The sequence below is a fragment of the Runella sp. CRIBMP genome, from assembly GCF_009905605.1.
In the GTDB taxonomy this organism is placed as follows: Bacteria; Bacteroidota; Bacteroidia; order Cytophagales; family Spirosomataceae; genus Runella.
On record NZ_JAAAKZ010000001.1, the window covers coordinates 644955 to 667357 of the forward strand.

The 22403-nt window shown below is 46.0% G+C and carries 20 protein-coding genes; 10 read left to right on the forward strand and 10 right to left on the reverse strand.

Features of this window, described 5'->3' with window-relative positions:
• The first annotated feature begins 43 nt into the window (after positions 1–43).
• Both GVN20_RS02735 and GVN20_RS02740 read left to right on the forward strand, forming a co-directional pair.
• Positions 44–964, forward strand: a complete 921-nt coding sequence (locus GVN20_RS02735) for an AEC family transporter (RefSeq protein WP_166556849.1) — start codon at positions 44–46, stop codon at positions 962–964.
• Positions 965–1038: 74 nt separating this feature from the next.
• Complete coding sequence (locus GVN20_RS02740; RefSeq protein WP_166556850.1) at positions 1039–2346, forward strand: cation:dicarboxylate symporter family transporter; 1308 nt, start codon at positions 1039–1041, stop codon at positions 2344–2346.
• Here the strand turns inward: GVN20_RS02740 and GVN20_RS02745 are convergent.
• On the reverse strand, positions 2343–2801 hold the full coding sequence (locus GVN20_RS02745; RefSeq protein WP_166556851.1) for a GNAT family N-acetyltransferase: 459 nt from the start codon (positions 2799–2801) through the stop codon (positions 2343–2345). The two genes, GVN20_RS02740 and GVN20_RS02745, sit on opposite strands and share 4 nt — an antisense overlap.
• Positions 2802–2850: 49 nt before the next feature.
• Between GVN20_RS02745 and GVN20_RS02750 the strand changes: the two genes are divergently transcribed.
• The 6 genes from GVN20_RS02750 (at position 2851) to msrB (ending at position 8686) form a co-directional block, all read left to right on the forward strand.
• The gene (locus GVN20_RS02750) at positions 2851–3516 is read left to right on the forward strand and encodes a TatD family hydrolase (protein ID WP_166556852.1); all 666 of its coding nucleotides are present in this window, start codon (positions 2851–2853) and stop codon (positions 3514–3516) included.
• 70 nt (positions 3517–3586) lie between these two features.
• Positions 3587–4393: a ThiF family adenylyltransferase gene (locus tag GVN20_RS02755; protein ID WP_166556853.1), complete on the forward strand. Its 807-nt coding sequence runs from the start codon at positions 3587–3589 to the stop codon at positions 4391–4393.
• Between the two features lie 21 nt (positions 4394–4414).
• Positions 4415–5434 carry a GntR family transcriptional regulator gene (locus GVN20_RS02760; RefSeq protein ID WP_166556854.1) on the forward strand — a complete coding sequence of 340 codons (1020 nt, stop codon included), beginning with the start codon at positions 4415–4417 and terminating at the stop codon, positions 5432–5434.
• Positions 5435–5518: 84 nt separating this feature from the next.
• Positions 5519–7228: an alpha/beta hydrolase-fold protein gene (locus GVN20_RS02765; RefSeq protein WP_166556855.1), complete on the forward strand. Its 1710-nt coding sequence runs from the start codon at positions 5519–5521 to the stop codon at positions 7226–7228.
• A 74-nt stretch (positions 7229–7302) separates the two neighbouring features.
• Complete coding sequence (locus GVN20_RS02770; RefSeq protein WP_166556856.1) at positions 7303–7917, forward strand: DUF1684 domain-containing protein; 615 nt, start codon at positions 7303–7305, stop codon at positions 7915–7917.
• Between the two features lie 292 nt (positions 7918–8209).
• Positions 8210–8686, forward strand: coding sequence for a peptide-methionine (R)-S-oxide reductase MsrB (gene msrB / locus GVN20_RS02775; protein ID WP_310586802.1), 477 nt, complete (start codon positions 8210–8212; stop codon positions 8684–8686).
• A gap of 81 nt (positions 8687–8767) precedes the next feature.
• Here msrB and GVN20_RS02780 read toward each other — a convergent pair whose 3' ends face one another.
• From GVN20_RS02780 to GVN20_RS02810, 7 genes are all read right to left on the reverse strand, one after another.
• Complete coding sequence (locus GVN20_RS02780) at positions 8768–12244, reverse strand: efflux RND transporter permease subunit (RefSeq protein ID WP_166556858.1); 3477 nt, start codon at positions 12242–12244, stop codon at positions 8768–8770.
• A gap of 7 nt (positions 12245–12251) precedes the next feature.
• Positions 12252–13388 carry an efflux RND transporter periplasmic adaptor subunit gene (locus tag GVN20_RS02785; protein ID WP_166556859.1) on the reverse strand — a complete coding sequence of 379 codons (1137 nt, stop codon included), beginning with the start codon at positions 13386–13388 and terminating at the stop codon, positions 12252–12254.
• A 69-nt stretch (positions 13389–13457) separates the two neighbouring features.
• Entirely contained in the window at positions 13458–14819 is a 1362-nt protein-coding gene (locus tag GVN20_RS02790) for a TolC family protein (protein WP_166556860.1), read from the reverse strand.
• A gap of 64 nt (positions 14820–14883) precedes the next feature.
• Positions 14884–15534: a TetR/AcrR family transcriptional regulator gene (locus GVN20_RS02795; protein ID WP_114459808.1), complete on the reverse strand. Its 651-nt coding sequence runs from the start codon at positions 15532–15534 to the stop codon at positions 14884–14886.
• Between the two features lie 422 nt (positions 15535–15956).
• Complete coding sequence (locus GVN20_RS02800) at positions 15957–16427, reverse strand: MarR family winged helix-turn-helix transcriptional regulator (protein WP_114070280.1); 471 nt, start codon at positions 16425–16427, stop codon at positions 15957–15959.
• Positions 16428–16565: 138 nt separating this feature from the next.
• Positions 16566–17267 carry a DUF2306 domain-containing protein gene (locus GVN20_RS02805; RefSeq protein ID WP_166556861.1) on the reverse strand — a complete coding sequence of 234 codons (702 nt, stop codon included), beginning with the start codon at positions 17265–17267 and terminating at the stop codon, positions 16566–16568.
• A gap of 145 nt (positions 17268–17412) precedes the next feature.
• Positions 17413–18507, reverse strand: a complete 1095-nt coding sequence (locus tag GVN20_RS02810; RefSeq protein ID WP_166556862.1) for an aminotransferase class I/II-fold pyridoxal phosphate-dependent enzyme — start codon at positions 18505–18507, stop codon at positions 17413–17415.
• Between the two features lie 331 nt (positions 18508–18838).
• Here GVN20_RS02810 and GVN20_RS02815 point away from each other — a divergent pair, with 331 nt between their 5' ends.
• Together GVN20_RS02815 and GVN20_RS02820 are read left to right on the forward strand one after the other, a co-directional pair.
• Positions 18839–20071 carry a sulfite oxidase gene (locus GVN20_RS02815; protein ID WP_166556863.1) on the forward strand — a complete coding sequence of 411 codons (1233 nt, stop codon included), beginning with the start codon at positions 18839–18841 and terminating at the stop codon, positions 20069–20071.
• Positions 20072–20167: 96 nt separating this feature from the next.
• Positions 20168–20563 (forward strand): hypothetical protein, encoded by a 396-nt coding sequence (locus GVN20_RS02820; RefSeq protein ID WP_166556864.1) that lies wholly within the window; start codon positions 20168–20170, stop codon positions 20561–20563.
• A gap of 106 nt (positions 20564–20669) precedes the next feature.
• Here GVN20_RS02820 and GVN20_RS02825 read toward each other — a convergent pair whose 3' ends face one another.
• The gene (locus tag GVN20_RS02825) at positions 20670–21065 is read right to left on the reverse strand and encodes a hypothetical protein (protein ID WP_166556865.1); all 396 of its coding nucleotides are present in this window, start codon (positions 21063–21065) and stop codon (positions 20670–20672) included.
• A gap of 305 nt (positions 21066–21370) precedes the next feature.
• Positions 21371–22375 (reverse strand): 4-hydroxyproline epimerase, encoded by a 1005-nt coding sequence (locus tag GVN20_RS02830; protein WP_114067399.1) that lies wholly within the window; start codon positions 22373–22375, stop codon positions 21371–21373.
• Positions 22376–22403 lie beyond the last annotated feature (28 nt).

A 22403-nucleotide genomic window follows, 5' to 3' on the forward strand; every position in this document is an offset into this window, starting at 1 on the left:
GAAGTTTGTTTTATCTCAGACTTCCCGAAAGTAATAACACTGTATGACCAATATCGTCTTCCTGCTCGTTTGCCTTACATTGGGGGTATTTCTTAAAAGCATCCCTGCCCTGAGCAAAGACGCACATTTGATCATTAATAACCTGCTTTTGTACGTTTGTTTGCCTGCGGCTACGTTGCTTTATACTTCATCAACACGTTTTAATGAAGCGTATGCGTTGCCGATACTAATGCCTTGGATTTCGTTTGGAGGGGCGTTTTTGTTTTTTCAAGCATTGAAGCGCTTTCTAAAATTTCATCGCCATACTGAAGCTGTTTTGATTCTGACGTCAAGTATTCCGAGTGTATCGTTTGTAGGGTTTCCGATTTTTGAGTTACTGTACGGCGAAGAAGGAATGAAAATTGGCGTTTTGATGAGCCAAGCGGGATCATTTTTGGTGTGTAGTACTTTGGGGATTATCGTGGCATCGTACTACGCCAATGCCCAAACAAAAAAATGGACATTCTTCCTTGATGTGCTGCGATTTCCTACGTTTATTGCCTTTTGTATTGCTCTGATTATCAATCTGTCGGGCTTGGGTTTGCCAGATATTGTAACTGGTTTATTGAAAAAACTCGCGGCGCCTTTCAGTATGTTGGCGTTGATTTCGATTGGAATGCAGATTGATTTTCGGGATAAAAACATTCATTGGCGGGCGCTTGGCTGGGGGCTAGGTTATAAGCTGATTTTGGCTCCGCTACTGATAACATTGCTTTTTGTGATAATTCTCAAACAACGGGGCATCATTGCCGAAATGTGCGTATTGGGAGCGGCGCTGGGGCCCATGAATACCATCGCCATTATTGCGTCCAACTATCGCCTCAATCCTGCTTTGGCCGCTCAAATGGTGGGAGTCGGTATTCCGTTGTCGTTGGTTACTGTAAGTATATTGGCTTGGATATTGAAGTGGATTGGCTATTTTTGAAAAATGCCCTTTCTGGTCAAAATCGTCGTCAAACCATTGTTTATTTTAAAAGAAATATAAGCCTGCCTATTCTGATGAAAAAACTCTTTACAAATTTGACCTTTTGGGTCTTAACCGCGATTACCTTGGGTGTGTTATTGGGGCATTATTATCCTTCGGTGGCGTTGCAACCCATTCTGGAAAAGCCCATCAAATTCAACTTATGGATTTCCGAATTTGAAATCAAAACTACTTTTAGCGAGTTTTTAAGCAGTCTTTTCATCAGTATTGTCAAACTTTTTATCAACCCCATCATTTTTGTGACCATCACGCTCGGGATCATCAGCATGGGTGACCTCAAAAAAGTGGGTAAAGTAGGCGCGAAAGCCTTGCTTTATTTTGAAGTGGTGACTACCATTGCACTCATCGTTGGGGTATTGGTTGCCAATATTATTCGCCCCGGCGACGGCGTAATGACCGAGGCGATTCAGGGAGGCGATATTTCAAAATATACCAAAAGTGCGGTGGCGTTTAGTTGGTGGAAGTTCTTTTGGGACAATGTTACGTTGCAGGTGTTAGTGGTAGCCATCGTGTCGGGAATCGTCATCAGCGGTCGTTCGATTCGGCACAAAGTCGTTGAGTTTCTGACGCCTGTTTCCAAAACCATTTTTTGGGGATTGCACAAAGTCATGTTGTTGGCGCCCATCGGTGCGTTTGGGGGTATGGCATTTACAATCAGCAAGTACGGCATCAAAACCTTGCTGCCACTCGCCAAACTCATGCTGACGGTATATGTCACCATGGCCCTGTTTGTGTTTGTGGTGCTTTACCTTGTGTTGCGTTACTACAAAGTCAGTATTTTTAAGTTTCTGCACTACATCCGAGAAGAGCTGTTGATTGTGCTCGGCACGTCATCGTCGGAGGCAGGATTGCCCTCGCTCATGGAAAAATTGGAGCGTATGGGTTGCTCAAAATCGGTGGTTGGCTTGGTGGTTCCTGCGGGCTATTCGTTCAATTTGGACGGAACTACCATTTACCTTTCCATGGCGGTGATTTTTCTGGCGCAAGTGTTTAACGTTCACCTTGACCTTGGGCAGATTTTGACCATCATCGGTATTCTGATGATTACCTCTAAGGGGGCGGCGGGCGTTACGGGGAGCGGTTTTATTGTGTTGGCCAGTACATTGTCGGCCATCAAAGTGATTCCGGTAGAAGGTTTGGCGTTGCTGTTGGGGGTAGACCGATTTATGTCGGAGGCTCGGGCTATCACCAATTTTATCGGAAACGGCGTGGCCACGATTTGGATTGCCAACAACGAAAAAGAGTTTAATCGGCACAAAATGGGCTATGCCTTCGGGCACGTGGAGCGCTTTGAAGATATCAAAACGGATAATTTAGATTAGGCTTCTCGTATCATAATGGCGTGTGGAATGCCGTCTTCTAGGTAATCTTCGCCAGTTGATTGAAAACCAAACGATTCGTAAAACTTCAAAAGATACTTTTGCGCGCCGATTTTGATGGGTTGGCGGCCGTATAGTTGCTCACATTGTTGGATGGAATAAGACATTAGTTTTTGACCAATACCTTGTCCGCGTACTTTATTGGAAGTGGCCACGCGACCGATAGAAGTGTAGCCTTCAAACGATAAGTTGACATCAAACAGGCGTGTATAGGCAACCAAATCGCCGTCTTCGTCGTAGCCTAAACAATGATGCGCCACAAAGTCTTTTTTGTCGGCGTCGTGAAAAGGGCAATTTTGTTCAACGATAAAAACGTCGATTCGCAGCGCCAACACATCATACAATTGGCGCAGACTGAGGCTGTCGAAAGGAAGGCACTGAAAGGTAACGGTACTCATGTTGGACGAAGTTTAATAACTTTGAGGTTATTCTGAAATTTTCGCAAAGTTGACACAATTTCTCAATTTTCACACCCACAATTTTCCATCCACGCCCCAAGAGAAAAGTATTTACAATCTTCTCATACAAGACTTTAGGCGGTTTGGAGAGGTCGAAAACAACTGGCTTTCGGCGGGAATCCACCCGTGGTATGCCCATCCTGAAGATTGGCAAAGCCAACTGACAGCGGTTGCGCAGGTGGCGGGCCATAAAAACGTGCTTGCCATTGGTGAGTGCGGTCTTGATAGGGGAATTTTGCTTCCTTTAGAAACGCAATTGAAGATTTTTGCGGCTCAGGTAAAGTTGGCCGAACAGCTGCAAAAACCTGTTATTATTCACTGTGTACGGGCATTTAACGAGCTTTTACAATGGAAAAAACAAGTGAAACCTTCGGTTCCGTTGATTGTCCACGGCTTTAATAATAAGCCCGAAATCATGCAGCAATTATTAGCGCATGGTTTTTACTTTTCGCTCGGGGTAGCCTTGCTCAACCCAGAATCAAATGCGCTAAAGGTGTTGAAAACCATTCCTTTAACACGGTTGTTTCTGGAGAATGATGATCGTAATACGCCCATTGAAAAGATATACGAAGCGGCGGCTGTGCAGTTAGAAATCCCGATTTCTGCGTTAAAAAATCAAATTTGGACTAACTTTGCAACGGTGTTCAACCAGTAGAGAAAAATTAGTCTTTTTATTGGAAATGCCGATTCTCTATTTACTAACCCATTAGTTTTACTGTAAAAAAATGGCTGATTTGTCATGGCTTTCACGCACGCATTTGTTGGTGGGAGATGAAGGATTGACCCAACTTCAACGAGCCCATGTGTTGGTGGTTGGACTAGGCGGTGTAGGCTCTTTTGCGGCCGAATTTATTGCCCGTTCGGGGGTGGGGGCCATGACCATCGTGGATGGCGATGTGGTAGATCCTTCTAACCGAAACCGCCAATTGCCAGCGCTTGCCACTACGCACGGATTGCCTAAGGCCGACCTCATGGCTGAGCGCCTCTTGGCCATCAATCCTGAATTAAAACTAAGGGTTGTGAAAGAGTTCTTGACCCCTGAAAAGGTCCGCGATATTATGGAAACGGGGCCGTATGATTATGTTATGGATTGTATCGATAGCATTACGCCCAAGTTAACACTCCTGTCAACGTCATTGAATTATAATTATCCGTTGATTAGCTCCATGGGGGCGGGTGGAAAGTACGACCCCACGCAGCTCAAAGTTGCCGATTTGTTTGACACTTACGAGTGTATGTTGGCGCATTATGTGCGCAAGCGATTAAAAAAATACGGGATTGAGTCAGGAATCAAAGTGGTGTTTTCGACGGAGAAAGTTCAGAAAGAATCGCTCATGCTGACCGACGGCAATAATTTTAAACGTTCGGCCTATGGTACCATTTCGTACATCCCAGCTACCTTCGGAAGTGTTTGTGCCTCAGTCGTTATTCGTGAATTACTTGGTCAAAAAGTGGAGTTGCACAAAAATCCGCTGAAAGAAATCAAGAAAAAACAACAACGAAAGAAGCTGAAGAAGCCACAAAAAGACTAAATTTGAAAAAAGTACCGGCGTATGTCATTTACCCTTCACTTGAATCACGACGCTAAAACCCCTAAATATAAGCAGATTGTAAAATCTGTTATTGACGGGGTTGAAAGAGGTTCTCTAAAGCGTCATCAGCAATTGCCTTCAATCAATGAATTGAGTGAAGAATATTACTTGGCCCGTGATACTGTCGAAAAAGCCTACAAAGAACTAAAAGCCCTAGGCATCATTGATTCGGTACGCGGAAAGGGATATTATATACTCAATGAAAAACCGAAACAAATTCGGATTTTGTTGGTAATGAACAAGCTAAGTGCTTACAAAAAGGCTATTTATGAGTCTTTTGTGGCTACATTGGGGGAGCGGGCCACGGTTACGTTGCACATTCACCACGGCAGTCTTCGTATTTTTAGGGATATTGTTAAAGACAGCGTGGGGCATTATCATTCGTACGTTGTCATGCCTCACTTTTACAATGACGTCAACATATCGTCAATTGTTGATACTTTACGCCAAATTCCTGCCAATGAATTGGTGCTGTTGGATAAAGAAATTCCCGAGCTGACGGAAGCACATTCCAGCATTTATCAGGACTTTACCAATGATTTGTACGGTGCCTTAGAGTCGGGTCAGGATTTGTTGGACAAGTATACTGAGTTGGTTTTAGTGTTCCCAAAAGATGTCAAATACCCGCCCGAAATTGTGCGTGGATTTCGGAATTTTTGCGCCCATTTTCATAAAAACGGCCGAACCATCGAAAGTGCCTCTTCTGAAACCGAACTAAAAGGCCGCGCTTATGCGGTATTGGAAGATTCGGATTTGGCCGAGTTGGTCAAAAAAGCAAAGCAGCAGGGCCTTATATTGGGCAAAGATGTGGGGGTCATGGCCTTCAATGATACGCCGCTCAAAGAAGTACTGGCGGATGGCATCACGGTGATTTCTACCGACCACGAACAGATGGGCCGCTCAGCGGCGGAGTTGATTTTAGAGGGCAATACCGCCCAAATTAAAAACCCCTTTGGGCTGATTCGTCGAGGCTCATTGTAAGGGAAAGATTTTATGGGTTAAATCATTCAAAAAGTGCCGAATAAGTTGTAAAATTGAATAATCATCAACTTACAACTTATCAATATGCATCGTCTTCTACTGCTCGTATGTGCTTGTTGGGCTACCTTTGCCTCCGCCCAAACCCAGTTTTCTGTTACTTTTCCGACGGCCAAAGGCGCTTCATTTGATGGCCGTCTGATGTTGTTTTTGGCAAAAGACAACAAATCGGAGCCGCGCTTTCAAGTAAGCGACGATGCCAATTCGCAGCAATTATTCGGTCAAAATGTGGACGGTTGGCAGGCTGGCAAACCAACGTTAGTAGGGGCTTCGGCCTTTGGTTATCCCGTCAAATCCCTCACTGATTTCCCCGCTGGCGAATATTGGGTACAGGCACTTTTGCATAAATACGAAACCTTTAAACTCAAAACTGGATATACCGTTAAGCTACCAATGGACCGTGGCGAAGGCCAAAACTACCGTACGGCTCCTGGAAACTTGTATTCAAAACCGTTCAAAATCAAGTTTGACCCCAAAGCCAAGCAGGTGGTAAAAATCGTGCTTGATCAGGAAAATCCGCCCATTGTTGAGCCCAAAGACACCAAATACATCAAACATATCAAGATTCAGAGTAAAATGCTGACGGAATTTTGGGGGCGGCCCATGTATTTGGGAGCGCACGTGCTCTTGCCGCATGGGTTTGATGTGCATCCCGAAGCCAAATATCCACTCTGTATCAACCACGGCCATTTTCCCACCGATTTTGATGGTTTCAAAGAAACCCCGCCCCCTGCCGATATGGACACCACCGATTATGTAGCGCGCTTTGGGGTGTATGGCTATAAAAAATTTGTATGGCAGGAAGCGTATAATTTTTATAAGCAGTGGACGAGTAAGGATTTTCCACGTATGCTTATCATTGAAATTCAGCACGCTACGCCGTATTACGATGACTCCTACGCGGTCAATTCGGCCAATATGGGCCCATACGGCGATGCCATCACGTACGAGTTGATTCCCGAAATTGAAAAACGTTTTCGCGGAATAGGGCAGGGTTGGGCGCGTTTTCTGTACGGTGGAAGTACGGGTGGTTGGGAAGCGTTGGCCGCGCAGGTATTTTATCCCGATGAATACAACGGCTGTTTTGCCGCCTGCCCAGACCCGATTACGTTTGAGGCCTACACGGTGGTTGATATTTACAAAGACGAAAACGCCTATTTTTTGCCTGGGGATTTCAAAAAAACGCCTCGACCAGGTATGCGTAACTACCTCGGTCAGGTTAAATGTACCATTGAAGAAATCAACCAACGAGAATTGGCCATCGGCGATAATTCCCGCTCCGGCGACCAATGGGATATTTGGCAGGCTACCTATTCACCCGTGGGTGAAAATGGGTACCCCAAACCGATTTGGGACAAAGCAACTGGAAAAATCGACCATTCCGTGGCAAAATATTGGTCAGAAAACTACGATTTAATGCATATTCTGAAACGTCAGTGGGCTACGGTCGGGAAGAAATTACAGGGTAAAATCCACATTTATTGCGGCGATATGGACAACTATTATCTCAACAACGCTGTTTATTTGATGGAAGATTATTTAAAAACTACCAAAAATCCGCACTACGACGGTGAGGTAAAATACGGCGACCGCTTTGAGCATTGCTGGAACGGCGACCCCAATCAGCCCAACCACGTGACCCGCCTGCGGTACAATACGATGTATATCCCCAAAATCCTCAAACGCATTGAAGCGGGTGCTCCTGCGGGTGCTGATTTGAAGAGCTGGCGGTATTGATCTGGGTGAGTGGGTTTGTGTTTTGAGATGCAAACCCACTCAAGTTTAATACTAAATAAAAGCCAAAAATCCTTATGAAAACAGTGGCTCATTGGTTAGTGTGTTGGGTAATGGTCAGTTACTCTGCAATGGCCCAGCAGGTCAGTACGTATGCCGATAGCTTGGAAAAGCACCGTGAAAACTACCGTCAGGATTTCTTAAAGAGTGCAGGTTCTCCGCTCAAACAGGAAGATTTACCTTTTCTGCGGTTTTATGAAGCCAATCCTAAGTTGAAAATCCAAGCCCATTTTGAACTTACGCCCGATGCCGAGCCATTCACGATGGCAACGAGCGATGGCAAAAGAACGGCTTATGTGAAGTTTGGGGTTGTAAGCTTTAAGGTAAACAACAAAACGTATCAGTTGTCGGTATATCGAAGCCCCGCCCTGATGAAAATGCCTGATTACCGAGATTATGTGTTTATTCCTTTTCGGGATGGAACCTCAGGCAAAGAAACTTACGGCGGCGGGCGATACCTAGATTTTCGGCTGAAAGATTTTCAAAATGGACACGTGACCATTGATTTTAATAAAGCCTATAATCCTTATTGTGCGTATTCTGATGGATACAGCTGCCCGATTCCCCCCCGAGAAAATCACCTAACGGTACGGCTAGAAGCAGGGGAGAAGAATTATGGGAAAGAGCGTTAGAGGCAGTTAATGAAACCGAAGAATATAAAATGGTAAATTTAATATATAAAAGTATTGGTATTCAAAAAGTGATGATTTCAACAAAGCGAGGCTGATTTTAAGCGTTCCCAACCGCAGATATAGACATTTTGTTAGGAAATATTTCTAATAATGCTCTTCTCTCTTTGTTCGATAAACACTTACCCATTATTCGGGAGTTAATGGGAGATTCCATTACCATTTACAACTTTCAAGAATAGCTTTTGATACGATAATGAGGATAGATTGCCGATGTTGGCTTATTGGAATTTTTGTGCTTTTTATAAGCTGTCAAGGTAAAGTAAAAAAACACAATCCCTATTTTTCGTTGACCGATACGACGGAGCTGCGCTTACCCAACAGCACTTGGGAGGAGGTTTTGGCCGACGGAGTCTACACTGTTACTCGCGAAGCTTCCACCGAAATGCCTTATACCAACGAATACTGGGACTTTAAAGGGACGGGCTATTACCATTGTGCCGCTTGTGGAAATCTGCTTTTTAGCTCGGCCCATAAGTACGACAGCGGCACGGGTTGGCCGAGTTTTTGGCAACCTTCGGAACCAAATCGACTGCTTTTTCGGAAAGACTTTTCAGAACGGGAAGAACGTATAGAGGTGCGTTGTCGGCGCTGCGGCGGGCATTTGGGGCATTTGTTTTACGATGGCCCTGCACCCACGCGGCAGCGGTTTTGTATGAATTCGCTGGCGTTGAAGTTTGTGGGGGGTAATGGAAGTAAACCAACTAAATAACCTTTTCAGAAATAATACTAAAAAAGCCGCCCCAAGTGGGACGGCTTTTTTTACCAAGCATCTCTAAACCTTTAAAATTAACTATACTTCTAAATTCTTTTCCTGCTTTGATTTGGCACCGTTGCCGTTGGCAGAGGCTTTTCCATCCACTCCATTGACAACTGGCGCTAAAACGTGACGGTCTTTGCGGCCGAAACGGTCTTTCAAACGCTCAACGATATAATACATGGCAGGAACCATCACCAAGGTTAAGACGGTACTGAACGACAATCCGAAGATAATTGTGAACGCCAGTGAGCCCCAGAATACGGCACTAAAGCCACCGATAAAAAACTGCGGGTCAAACTCCGTAAAGAGCGTCACAAAGTTGATGTTCATTCCGATGGCAAGCGGCACCAGACCCAAGATACAGGCCGAGGCGGTCAGCAACACGGGTGTAAGACGCGCCGCTCCTGCTTCAATAAGCGCCTGACGTACCGGCATTCCTCGTCCGCGTAACTCTTCGGTGAATTCAATCAACAGGATTCCGTTTTTGATTACGATACCTGCCAAGGCAAAAATACCTACCCCCGTCATAATGATGGACATGGTCTTGCCCGTAATCATAAATCCTAACAATACCCCAATCAAGCTAAACAATACCGTAAAGAAGATAATGAAAGGCTTGCTCATGGAGTTGAATTGTGTTACTAGGATCAAGAATATCAACAATATAGCTCCTAAGAACGCTACGCTCAAAAACTGCATGGATTTCATTTGCTCTTCCTGCTCGCCGCCCAAGCGTACGTTGTAGCCTTGCGGAATATCAATGCCGTCTACCACTTCTTTGATTTGGGCGTTTACGTCGTTGGCGTTGAATCCACCCAGTACGTCAGATGAGAGCGTCACTACGCGTTCCTGATTTTTACGATTAATGCCGCTGTAAGTAGTCGAGTAACGAATATTGGTCAAAGTGCTCAATGGAACCTGACGCAGTACTCCGCCGAGGTTCATGTCGCGGTAGACGATGTTCATGCTCAACAACTTTTCAATCTGACCACGGTCGTTTTCTTTTAAACGAACCATGATGGGATAATCGTCTTTATCGTCGCGGAATTTAGAGACTTCGGTTCCGAACAATGCCCCACGAATTTGCAGCGCGATTTGAGCCGTACTGATGCCTTCACGAGCGGCTTGTTCGCGGTCGATATCAATCACGATTTCGGGTTTGTTCAATACCAAGTCAGACTTCAGTTCTTCAATCCCAGGAACACCTGCTTTGATGATGGCATTTTTTACGTTGGCCGTCAAATTGACCAATTTATCAAAATCTTCACCCGCAATTTCAATCGTAACGGGTTTACCCGTTGGTGGACCGTTACTTTCTGGCTCGGCCGTTACCTGCGCACCAGGGATTCCCTTTACGCGTTCGCGTACTTTGGCCAAAATATCAGCGGTTGAGATTCCGTAATGAATACGTTCTTCCACACTTTTGAAAGCCACCGTGATTTTTCCTTTGTTGGGCACCACCGTACGGTCGGGGTTAAAAGGGTCACCAGCGTTGATACCGATGTTGGTAATCACCGAAGCCACAATCGGGCTGTTTTTGCCAATAACGCCATACACGCGGTCTTCGAGTGTTTTCATTACTTCGTTGGTTTTGGCGGCGTCGGTACCTTGCGGCATGACACAGTAAACGTACACGAAGTCAGGATCTCCCGAAGGGAAAAAGACCGATTTGGGCTGAACAATGCCCGTCAGGATGATGGTACCGACAAACATCGCAATCACCCCCGCAAACAGTACATAAGGCCGAGCACCCGTAATGACCCATGAAATAAGTTTACGATAGCCGTTTTTCAGGCGTGGAAACACATTTTCCTGAAATGGAACAATGATGTGCGGGGTCAGAATATAATGGTTGAAAACGTACAGAATCGTAATCAGCGCGAATAAGTTACCGATACCAAAGTTGATAAAATAACCCACTACCGACAGTCCTATCAATACCAATAACGGCTTCAGGATAGAACGGAATGACTTGTCTTCGTTGGCGTGCTCTTCTACGCGTTTCAGCGACGAAGACGCAAATACTGGGTTCATGACGTAGGCTACAAACAACGACGCAAAAAGTGTGATGATAAGTGTCAGCGGTAAGAATTTCATGAATTCACCCACAATCCCCGGCCAAAACAAGAGCGGTAAGAATGGCGCAATCGTCGTCAAAGTTCCCGTCAATACGGGTACAAATACCTCGCCCGCCGCAAATGAAATCGCTTGATTTCGACTAAGTTTCTTATCGTCATTGTATACGCGGTGGGCGTTTTCAATCACCACAATGGCGTCATCCACCACAATTCCGAGGCCAAGTAAAAAGGCAAAAAGTACGATGGTGTTCAATGTAAACGTAATACCCGTAGCCGAAGCGATGACGGGGAACAGCACGAAAGCCACCAACGTAGAAAGCGGAACCGAAAGCCCCACAAAGATGGCATCCTGAACCCCCATGAAAAACATCAAGACCAATACCACGAAGATAAAGCCCAAGATTACGGTGTTCAACAGGTCGTTCAACTCCACCTTAGTACGCTCAGAGCTGTCGTTGGTCAAACTTACTTTTAATCCTTCGGGGAACTTTGTGTCCTCGTATTTTTTCAGAATGGTCTTAATCTCATCCGCGGCTGAAATCAAGTTTTCGCCCCCACGCTTAATAACGTTGAGGGTAATTACCGTTTTTCCATCCAAACGCGCGTAGCTTTGTCTTTCGGCAAAACCGTCTTTTACTTCGGCGATTTCGCTCAGTTTGAGCGTAGCGCCAGTTGACGACCGAATGATGATGTTGTTCAGTTGATTTACATCTTTAAACTCCCCCACCACGCGGAGGTTGCGGCGTACATTATCAACGTTGAGCTCACCGCCCGATATGTTGATGTTTTCGCCCTGAATGGCATTTTGAATTTCGAAGAATGAAACCCCTGCGGCCTGCATTTTGTACAGGTCGAGGTTGATTTGAATCTCGCGGTCGAGTGCCCCAACGATGTCTACGCGGGTGATTTCGGGCAGGGATTCAATTTCATCTTTCAACTGTTCGGCGTAATCTTTCAGTTTTTTCAACGAATAATTACCCGCCAAGTTGATGTTCATGATCGGAAACTCAGAGAAGTTTACCTCCTGCACCGAAGGGTCCTGCTTACGGTCGGTAGGCAGGTCAACTAGCGCTTTGTCTACGGCGTCGGATACGCGCTGTTTGGCGGCTTGGGCCGTGATTCCCGTCGTAAATTCAACCGTGATGAGTGAAAAATCTTGAATCGAATTTGACTTGATTTTTGTCACCCCACTCGCGGCTTTCAATTGCTTTTCGATGGGTTTTGTGATGATCGTTTCAATGTCCGAAGGGCTCGCACCGGGGTAAATCGTCGAAACGATAACCGTGGGCACGGCGATTTCGGGAAACTGCTCTTTGGGCATCGTGAAGTACACGAACAAACCCGCCAGTGAAATAATGGCCGTGAAGAGATATACCGTGGTCTTATTCTCTAAGCACCAACGGGTAATTGCAAAGTCTTTTAGGGTTGTCATAAGCGTATTAATAACTGATTACCTGTCCGTCTACCAAATCCTGATAACCTTCCGTTACAATCAAATCTCCCGCCCGGAGTCCTTCCGTGATTTCGATTTCGCCGTTATAAGATACTCCCGTTTTAATCTTGCGCGACTTCGCTACTTTCTTGTTTCCTTCCATTTCTGCCACGTACACTACATCGCCAAATTCGGTACTTTGGATATAATTTTGCTTGATAACCAAGGCGTTGGATTTGTTGATGTCGGCAATATTCAGAATCGAAAGCATATTAGGCTTGATGTCGCTGCTGGTTGGAATGGTGGCCTCAATTTTGAATGTACGGTTGGCTGGGTTGACCAATTTGCTGATAAATGTAATGCGAGCGTTGATTTCACGACCAATATCGGGCAGATTTACCTTTACGGCGTCGCCCATTTTGATGTTGCTCAAGTAGCTGTCGGGCACGTTGGCCGTTGCTTTCAGGCTGCCCAAGTTGACGATACTCGCCAGGGGCATACCTGGTGCGGCAACCTCACCCGTCTTGGCCATTACTCTTTCCACCGCTCCACTGATGGGTGCGTATACATTATACATGTCCACTTGAGTATTCAGCACTGCGAGGTTTTTCTCCAACGACTCTTTGTTGTTCTTTGCCTGCAAATACTGAATTTCTGTTCCAATTTTCTGATCCCAGAGGGCTTTTTGTTTATCATAAACGGTATTGGCCAGCTCCATTTGCTGCTTCAAGGCCGCGATTTGGTCGCGCAAGATGGCGTTGTCAATTTTAGCCAATAATTGCCCTGCTTTTACGGTTTGGCCTTCTTTTACGTAGACCGTGGTGTACGTACCAGCCATTCTTGGGGTAGCAGTAGCGGTGTTTTTGGTTTCGACCGTTCCCTGAATCTCGATAAAGCTTTTGAAACTGCGTGGTTCGAGCGTAGTGGTCACGACCGGAATCACCTTTTCGGCGGCTTTTAAGGTGGGGTCAGCGGCTTTGAGTTCGGTTTCGAGCGCCGTGATTTTTTCCGTTAGCGTTTTGGCATCGGCTTTGAGTTTGGCCAAGGCTTCTTTTTTCTCTGCTAATGTATTCGGTTTCTTTTCGCCTCCGCAGGCAGTTACGAATAAAGTGGCTGCTAATAAGAAAATGTATTGTGCTTTCATAAAATGTGTTGTTAGATTTCAGGTTGGATAGTAGACCGCGAGGTGAGCCTTGGTCCACTGCCCACTGTCTTAATAGTTTAATTTACCTTTGGCTTTGTCCAAGTCTACTTTTGACAAAAGCAATTCGTAGAGTGAGGCAAAATAGTTGGTTTGAGATTCTTTCAGGGCCGACTCGGCGTTGATTACTTCAATATTAGAGCCTGTTCCTGATTGGTATTTGATTTTAGACACCCGCACTACTTCCTGCGCCAAATCAAGGTTGCGCTTTTGGGTTTTGAGGGTCTCGAGGCCGTTGATGATGGTGATGTTGGCGCTGCGAATCTGCAAATCAATGGATTGTTCCACCAAACTCAGGCTTTGCTTCACTTTATCGACCGTGAATTTGGCCTGTTGAATCTTGTATTTCTTGGCAAAACCGTCGAAAATAGGAATGTTGACACTCAAGCCGATGTTGGCGTTGTTGAACCAGGGCGACCCGAATACATCTTTCAATTTATCTCGCCCCGTATTATAACCATAACCAGCAAAGGCCGCAACCGTAGGATAGTAGCCCCTTTTATTGTTCTCAACGTCCATTTCTGACAGTAGCAGGTTGCTTTTCAGAATAGAATAATCAACACGCTGATCGTACTTAAATTCATTGACTTCTTCGGCTTTTACTTCGGTCGCTATCCGCTCTACGTCCGTTTCGCTGATGCGGTCGGTCAGTTGGATGGCCTCGTCAAGTTTCATACCCATCTGGAATTTGAGCATATAATAACTCAAATCCACCATGTTCTGCACCTTAGAGCGTTCGGTTTTGAGGTTATTGAGCGATACTTCCAAACGGTCTACGTCCAGTTTTTCGACAAACCCTTTTTTGTTCATTTCTCCCATTTCGCGGGTGAGGCTATCCAGACGTTGAATGTTCAAATCCAGTAGTTTGGCGCGCTCTTCGGCCACCAATACCCCATAATACGCCTTCGAAACGCTTTCGGCGATTTGGATTTTAGATTGAGTTACGTTCTTAACGGCCAATTCCCGATACGCCTGCGCAGCTTTTAACCCCAATAACCATTGGGCATTAAAAATCATCTGATTAAGTTGAGCAGCGGCGTTACCTGCATAGTTTACCCCAAACTTTAATGCTACTGGTGGTGCATCAGAAGGAGCTGTAGGGTCAGCAAATTGAGCAGGTAAAAAGAATCGCTGTATGATTGCGTTATACGTAATGCTTGTACTCGCATTCACCTGAGGTAAACCCACCGACCGAATTTCTCCAATCCGCGATTCCGCGCTTTGGGCGTCGGTTTGCGAGTTTTTGACGTTGATGTTGTGCGTCACTCCGTATTGAATGGCCTCCTGAAGTGAATAACGCGTTTGGCTGTAGGTCGGAAAAAGCGGTAGCATACATAGCACCAGCCATTTCCATTTGCGTTGAATTGATTGCATAGAGTGTGATTGAATGAATAGTTTGGTGGCCGTTTCCGACCGATACGAGTTAAAAAATGGGCTGTTAATAGGTACTTTTGGTGTTCAGCAGTGCTGATAGAGATATAGAGACGGAAAGTTGTGTTTTTGTGTATTCTTCATATAATTCAAGTCCTTCGGGGGTGACAATTCCTCGTAAGAAATGGTCGAGTAATTCCAACTGAGTGTCCAACGGATTGAACTGTCCTACGGGAAAAATATAAGGGTCTAAGCCCATTTCAACCTGTTCGAGGCGTAATCTGGCAATGACTTCGGCGTTGACATTGGAGCGATACAGCCCCATTTCAATGCCTTTTTTGATGTTTCTCCGAATCAAATCCAGCACAAACTCTTTTTTATACTGCGAAAACAAATCCCAAGCCTGCGGGTAATACTTCTTGATGTCAAAAATGGCCGACGGATTCAATCCTGACATGGTTTGTCGCATCATTTCGGCACCCATCACTGCCTCCGCAATTGGGTTGGGGGCTTCATTGTGGATTTTCTCGGCAATGAAGTGGTCGCATTCAAAATGGTGTTTTACCCCCGCACATACCATTGAATTTTTATCTTCAAAATGTTGGTAGATGGTCTTTTTTGAAATGCCCAACTCACGGGCAATATCATCCATCGTAACACTTTTGACGCCGAACCTAAAAAATAGTTCCTGCGCTTTTTCAAGGATTCTTTCTCTCACTATTGTTTTTCACTTTTTAAAGATAGAAACTTCGGAAACTCTATAAAGGTTCAAAGTTTCCGAAGTTTTTTATCAAATATTTTTGAGTTCCATGAGAGCGAAACAGGTATTTAAGGCGTTTTTTTGGTAATACAAATTAAATAGTCGGCACTGACAACCCTATGTCAGCAGGGTTGGAGAAAATAAAAATTAAATCGGAACGACTAGAGCATGGTCAATAATCCGTTCAATTTTGTATTATTTAAAGAATAAGTTTTATTAAAACGTATAGATACCTATCGGTAGAATCTACCAATAGGAATGTAATTGTACGAGAAGGCAAAAGTAAAAACCCAACTCACACGCGGCTAGAAAAAAAGCGCGAAGTGGGTGAAAATGCTGACAAAAGGGAAGATTCGGGGGATAAAAATAAAGGGTAGCGTTTAAATTTCGTCGTTAAGGAAGTTTTCGGCTTTGATTTTGTTGTTTTCCTCTTCCACCAAGCGGTTGATTTCCTTGATAACGTCAAAGAAGATCACCAATTTGTCGAGCGGAATTTGGTCGCGCAGCATGGTATTGAAAGCAATTACGCCCTCGCGGGCCATTTCGCGTCTACGTTTTCCCTCTTCGGTCAAAAAGACTTTCACAAAACGTTTGTCTACATCGTCGGTTTCGCGTCGAATCCAGCCGCGCTCTTCGAGGGCTTTGAGTGTACGCGTGAGGCTGCGCGGCTCCATGCCGATAGAAGGCCCAATGCGGGTGGCGGGGGTTCCGTTTTCCATGTCGATATTCAGCAAAACATACCCAATTGCCATCGTCATACCATACCGCCGAGAGGCGTAAGTATTATACATCCTGGAAATGGCGTGCCAAGCCCATTTGATGTGAAAGTCGACGGTTTTTTCCTTGCGCATTACCTGTGGATTTGATGTCATTTTTAAAACTTCCCAAGTTTTGGAAGAATCCATCTGCCAAAGTTGGGAAGTTTAATATCAGTGTCAGATAGGCAAAGATATACGTTAAAATTGATTATGGTATGTCAGCATATCACATTATTGAACAGACATTTTGAATTTTGCCAAATAAAAACGGACGGCTCTGCCGATAAACAGTCCACCAATCAGGCCAGGCATAATCCAAGTGGCGATATAAATCCCTGCGGGGGCGTCAGGAAAAACATAACGTATATTTACCAACGCAAACGCCGTGAAAGTGGCGATATACGAGCCGCCCATGCGCTCAATGTGGACAAATAACCACTCCCGGGTGCCGTATTTGGCGGCGTGAGGAAGGAGGTATTTCCTGAAATCGTAACGGGCATTGGAGCCGCTGAAAATCCCGAAAACTAAAAATAAGACTCCTATGGATTCAAATTGTCCCTTCTTCAACAGCGTGGAGAGGTCATAAACGCCATACACAATCATGGCTACGGAGGTAGCCGCCATCAATCCCGATATGCCCCAATCATACCATCTTACGGGCTCTTCGTCGCGTTGTTGGAGCGAACGCCGTCCCGTAAAGCATAAATAGAAGCTGAAAACTGCAATGCCTGTTAAGAACAAACGCCCGTCGGTTATGGGAGAAATAAGCACCAAGCCAACCGCCGAGACGGCTACTAAGACCATTGACCAATAATAAATTAGACCCGTGGTGTTGTGTAAACGGCTCCCTTTTTTTGATAACATAGGAACAAGTCCCACGGCAAGGGCCAGAAATCCAATGGCAACGTGGGTGATGATAAGAAAAGTTTTCATAGCAGTTTTGTGTTTGGTTGAAGAATGGTTTAAGGCCGAACAACGAAACAAATATCTGCGGAAACCCCTGGGCAAACAGCTCTTTTCCGATGGAGTAACCATCGGAGGGAGTGAAGCGAAGGAAGACAAGGGCAAACTGAAATGTCTAAAGGTACAGGGCCGCGAAGTCGTGGCAGGCTGTGCTGAGTTTTTGAATGTCTTCGGCCGTATGCCAAGCACTCAATACGACGCGGGTATTGGCTTTGTCGGTGGGTTTGGGGTAAGAAAAACTGTAAATAAAGATGCCTCGCTCCAATAAAAAAGGGTACAACTCGTCGCGCTCGCTGTAAAAAACGGGGTAATTGTCCGTAAAGCTCAACAAGTTTAAACCCCGAATGGAATCGGTAAATTGGCGGATATTAGCCTGTAAGCGCTTATAAGCGTCTTGATAAATGGTCTCGGCTTGGACGTACGCGTAAAGATGGTCGGGGGCCACGGGCGAACAGCCGCCAAAGTAGGCGGAATACCGAATACGGTGCAGGCTCGCGGGGTCCGAAAAAATAACGCCACCCGGTAGCCCCATGGCTTTGGCCAGCGAAGCCGTAACAATCAGACGCACGTTTTTTCTTTTAGGAATACGTTCCCAAACGCCGCGGCCTCCATTGCCCGTTACCCCCAAACCGTGTGAATCATCCACCAACAAAACTACTTCGCGGTCTTCGGGAATAGATTTGATCCATTCAAAAGCGTATAGTTTTCCGCGAAGCGCGTCCACGGCGTTGGTGACGAGGGCTATTTGGTGACGGTTCGCCCCACGATTCGTGGTGGGCAGGATTGCGAGGGTAGTTTCAATCCAGTGTTCAAATGTTCCCTTGGCAATATCCACCTGAGGTAGATGCCAAACCGCAGGATGGACATCGGGCGAATACCTAAATTCGTAACCTTCGAGCATCAGTTGCCGAATGGCCGCTTGTCCTGCCAACATCCCCGATGATAGCGTGAGTGCGGCATCAGCACCCGCCCACGAAGCCAGTTTTTGTTCCGCCTGTTGGTAAATGGTCAGTTGCAAATTGCCGTTTCGTGAACTTCCGTATACACTGCCGTACTGATGCAAGCCTTCCTGAATGAGGCCTTGAAAAGCGGGATTGTGCGGTAGCCCTAAATAGGCCGTGCCGCTAAAATACAGGTATTCTTGGCCTTCAATATCAATACTGCGACCGGGTAAATGGGCTATCTGGTGGAAATGGGTGGGTGTTGGCAAGGGATAAAAAGATTAAAACCGAATAAAATTAAACCGTAAAACTGAAAAATGTAAAACCGTAAAGTCGGGAATTTTAAAACTGAAAAGATAAAAATGTAATAATTCGTAAATCCCAAACTCGTCCTTCGAATCGGGCAATTTTTTTAATCAAACATACGGAGAATCTTTCAATTTATGCCTTCTGTAATAAGGCAAAAATGGAGAAGTAACGGGTTGCTTCAGCCAATTCGAAAATCCTGACGAAAGAACGTTTCAATTATACATTTTTTTGTAGCATCTTTGAAAAATGAAATCATCCACTAATCCCATAGATTATAAAATAGACAGACAAATGAGCAAAACGCTTCACGACCGTCGCGGTTTTTTAAAGAAAAGTGCCTTGACTACGTTGGCAGGGCTTGTGGGAACAGAAATCGTTTTTGCCGAAAATATGCCCCAAAATCACGTTCCGCTGGCATTTGATGAGGGATTAGCGGGCAAGCATCCCGATATGATTGTGCTGAGTGATAAGCCTTGGAACGTTGAAACTCCACCCCATTTGTTGGATGATGCGGTAACGCCCATTGAGCGAATGTTTATTCGGAATAACGGCCTTGTTCCTGAAGAAAAAATTGACCCTAAGGCTTGGACGCTGACCATCAAAGGTGAGTCGGTTAAAGCCCCGAAAACCTATACCCTGAGCGAGCTGAAAACCAAATTCAAGACCTATACCTATCAGTTGGTACTAGAATGCGGTGGCAACGGTCGCTCTGGATTTGTGCCCCAAACCTCTGGCAATCAGTGGGGTCAAGGCGCGGTAAGCTGCGCCGAATGGACGGGTGTGCGCCTGAAAGATATCCTCAACGATGTGGGCCTGAAAGACGACGCGGTCTATATCGGGTACTACGGCAAAGACCTGCACCCTAGCCGTGACCCGAGCAAGGTGGTGATTTCGCGTGGCGTGCCCATCAAAAAAGCCTTGGAAGACGAAACCCTCGTGGCTTGGGCGGTCAACGGGCAAGATCTGCCGCTGATGCACGGCTTTCCGCTGCGATTAGTCATTGGCGGCTGGCCCGCTTCGGTATCGGGTAAGTGGTTGCATACGATTGCGATTCGCAACAAAGAACACGACGGAGCCAAAATGGACGGACAGAGTTACCGCGTGCCGCGTCAGCCGATTCCGCCGGGGGAAAAACTGGCCGAGACGCCCGAAAACTTCCGCATCATCGAATCCATGCCCGTCAAATCGCTGATAACGTATCCTAAATCAGGCGCTATGATTGACTTGGGCAAGACCCTTTCGTTGCGAGGGCACGCATGGGCGGGTGATGTTGGTATAAAAGAGGTGCAGGTTTCTGTGGATTACGGGGCCACTTGGCAAAAAGCCAACGTTCAGCTTCCCAAAAATCGCTTGGCGTGGCAGCATTGGTCGGCGCAGATTCAGCTTCCCAAAAAGGGCTATTATGAAGTATGGGCGCGTGCTACGGATACCAACGGCATAACGCAGCCGATGGTAATTCCTGCCTGGAATCCCGGAGGATACCTCAACAACGCCTGCCATCGGATTGCCGTAAAAGCGGTTTAGTTAACCGAAAAATGGTAAACCGCCCGGGTGTCCCCGCGAAAAATGTAAAATGATAAAGTGTTGATAATAAAAAGTTATCTCTTTATTGAATCAAATATGATAAAGAACCTATTGTTAGTAGTTTGCACCGTTGGTCTGTTTGTGGCGGCGATGCAGCGGGAACATACATACGGGACAAACCCCGCTTCGACGCAAGCATTGGCCGACAGCGTGGATGCCGAAACGGGCTTGGCGCTCGACCCTCACTTTACGATTGTGAAAGCCCAATGTACGGGCTGCCACTCGCCGAAGTTGATCTTACAGCACCGCTTCACCCGCGACGAATGGTTGAGCAAAATTCGCTGGATGCAGCGCAATCATAAGCTGTGGGATTTGGGCGAAACCGAAAAAACGGTGTTGGATTATCTCGCCAAACATTACGCCCCCAATCAAGCGGCCTACTCGCGTAGGGAGGCGTTGCGCAATGTGAAGTGGTATAAATTGGAGAAATAAAGCGTTGATTTGCAGGTGTTATTGTAATTGATTTGCTTGTTTTTTGCGTTACTTTAATAGGTACTGTGTTGCAAACGTTCTGAATAATGCAAGAGTGCGAAGTTAATTAATCGTTGGCTGTCGAATGTTTTACCAAACGTTTTCGGTCTTCAGCAACTCGTTCGCGCTTTATCAGATAGTCGATGATGCAAACAGGTACAAAATTTACAACTACTCTTATAGCATCCGTTTGAGAAGGTCTGTACTTGAAATCGTACAAAGAAAGTAGCTTGAAGTTGAAAACAAATTCAGCATCCTCTAGCCACTCAAAGCCAATACATACTGCTAACCCAATAATTATTTGAAATGTGATACCCAAACCAACAAAATTCAGAATTTGAGCTGCTTGAATAATATAGGTAGGCTTAAAATATCGCTTCTTGAGTAGCTGAATACCTACAAAAATAGAATACCTTTTTATCACAAATCTAATGAAAATCATTAATAGGGGAAGAAAACTCATGTTTTGGATAAGGAGCCACAATCGTACGCTCCTCCAGTCACACCCCCAATAATTTTGATACCATCCAATGACAGTGAACCTTTTTAGGTCTTGCAGTTTGTAGTAAAGTAAGGGGTCGGTTCGTGCAAGTCATCTTGTATTCATTTCGGTTCCCAGGGCTTTGAAATGGAATCTGTCGTTAATAAGTTACTTGCTTAATGTGTGCTGTGCTTCCCCTTAGTTTTGTTTGTGAAGAGAAGAAAAATCACTTTCCCAAACAAAACTAAGGGAAGAAGAAGGTGTATTAGAATTGTGAATCTAAGAAGTTATATCACCTGAAACCCATACGCGTACGGGTCGTCGTCGGGGTCGATGGTGATGGTGTTGAGACCGTAGACTTTAGCCCAGCCTTCCACACCCGGAATGATGGCGTCGTGGTCGCCTACTTTGGCATAATCTTCGACCGTCCCGATGAACTTGCTGCCTATGATGCTTTCGTGAATGAACCGGTCGCCTTTTTTGAGTTTGCCTTGGGCGGCCCACTGCGCCATGCGCGCCGAGGTACCCGTGCCGCAGGGCGAGCGGTCGATGGCCTTGTCGCCGTAGAAAACCGCGTTTCGGGCCGAGGAGGTCGGGTCAATGACCGCGCCTGTCCATTCGATGTGGCTGAGGCCGTTGATGGTGGGGTCGTTGGGATGAACGAAGGTATATTTTTCATTGATGCGTTGGCGCAATACCCGCGCCCAACCAATGAGCTGCTCGGCTTTGTAATGCTCCAAACCGGGGAAGTTTTCCTGCACATCCACGATGGCGTAAAAATTCCCTCCGTAGGCCACGTCCATTTTGAGCGTGCCGAGGTCGGGGCATTCGGCTTCAATGCCTTCGGCGGCAAGGTAGGAAGGCACGTTGACGAGCTTAACGGATTTGACTTTGTTGCCTTCCTGAACATAACTAATAAGTACCAATCCCGCTGGTGCTTCCATGCGCACGATGCCGGGCGTTTTGGGGCGAATGAGACCATGCTCGATGGCGATGGTGATGGTGCCGATGGTGCCGTGGCCGCACATGGGCAGGCAGCCGCTGGTTTCGATAAATAGCACCGCTACGTCGTTTTCGGGGTCGTGGGGCGGGTACAAAATACTGCCCGACATCATGTCGTGGCCGCGCGGTTCAAACATCAAGCCTTTGCGAATCCAGTCGTATTCGCGCAGAAAATGCTGGCGTTTTTCGCTCATGTTTTTGCCTTCAAGAATAGGGCCGCCGCCAGCTACGACGCGTACAGGATTGCCGCAGGTGTGGGCATCAATGCAGAAAAAAGTTTTGGATGACACGGGAAAATATAAATGACGATGTAAGATG

Bases quoted from the DNA above. Each gene is read 5' to 3' on its own strand.
- GVN20_RS02740 (WP_166556850.1), top strand. From the start codon at position 1,039: ATGAAAAAACTCTTTACAAATTTGACCTTTTGGGTCTTAACCGCGATT.
- GVN20_RS02785 (WP_166556859.1), bottom strand. From the start codon at position 13,388: ATGAAAGCACAATACATTTTCTTATTAGCAGCCACTTTATTCGTAACT.
- GVN20_RS02815 (WP_166556863.1), top strand. From the start codon at position 18,839: ATGAGCAAAACGCTTCACGACCGTCGCGGTTTTTTAAAGAAAAGTGCC.
- GVN20_RS02825 (WP_166556865.1), bottom strand. From the start codon at position 21,065: ATGAGTTTTCTTCCCCTATTAATGATTTTCATTAGATTTGTGATAAAA.
- GVN20_RS02800 (WP_114070280.1), bottom strand. From the start codon at position 16,427: ATGCGCAAGGAAAAAACCGTCGACTTTCACATCAAATGGGCTTGGCAC.
- GVN20_RS02745 (WP_166556851.1), bottom strand. From the start codon at position 2,801: ATGAGTACCGTTACCTTTCAGTGCCTTCCTTTCGACAGCCTCAGTCTG.
- GVN20_RS02805 (WP_166556861.1), bottom strand. From the start codon at position 17,267: ATGAAAACTTTTCTTATCATCACCCACGTTGCCATTGGATTTCTGGCC.
- GVN20_RS02780 (WP_166556858.1), bottom strand. From the start codon at position 12,244: ATGACAACCCTAAAAGACTTTGCAATTACCCGTTGGTGCTTAGAGAAT.
- GVN20_RS02820 (WP_166556864.1), top strand. From the start codon at position 20,168: ATGATAAAGAACCTATTGTTAGTAGTTTGCACCGTTGGTCTGTTTGTG.
- GVN20_RS02765 (WP_166556855.1), top strand. From the start codon at position 5,519: ATGCATCGTCTTCTACTGCTCGTATGTGCTTGTTGGGCTACCTTTGCC.
- GVN20_RS02790 (WP_166556860.1), bottom strand. From the start codon at position 14,819: ATGCAATCAATTCAACGCAAATGGAAATGGCTGGTGCTATGTATGCTA.
- GVN20_RS02755 (WP_166556853.1), top strand. From the start codon at position 3,587: ATGGCTGATTTGTCATGGCTTTCACGCACGCATTTGTTGGTGGGAGAT.
- GVN20_RS02760 (WP_166556854.1), top strand. From the start codon at position 4,415: ATGTCATTTACCCTTCACTTGAATCACGACGCTAAAACCCCTAAATAT.
- GVN20_RS02770 (WP_166556856.1), top strand. From the start codon at position 7,303: ATGAAAACAGTGGCTCATTGGTTAGTGTGTTGGGTAATGGTCAGTTAC.
- GVN20_RS02735 (WP_166556849.1), top strand. From the start codon at position 44: ATGACCAATATCGTCTTCCTGCTCGTTTGCCTTACATTGGGGGTATTT.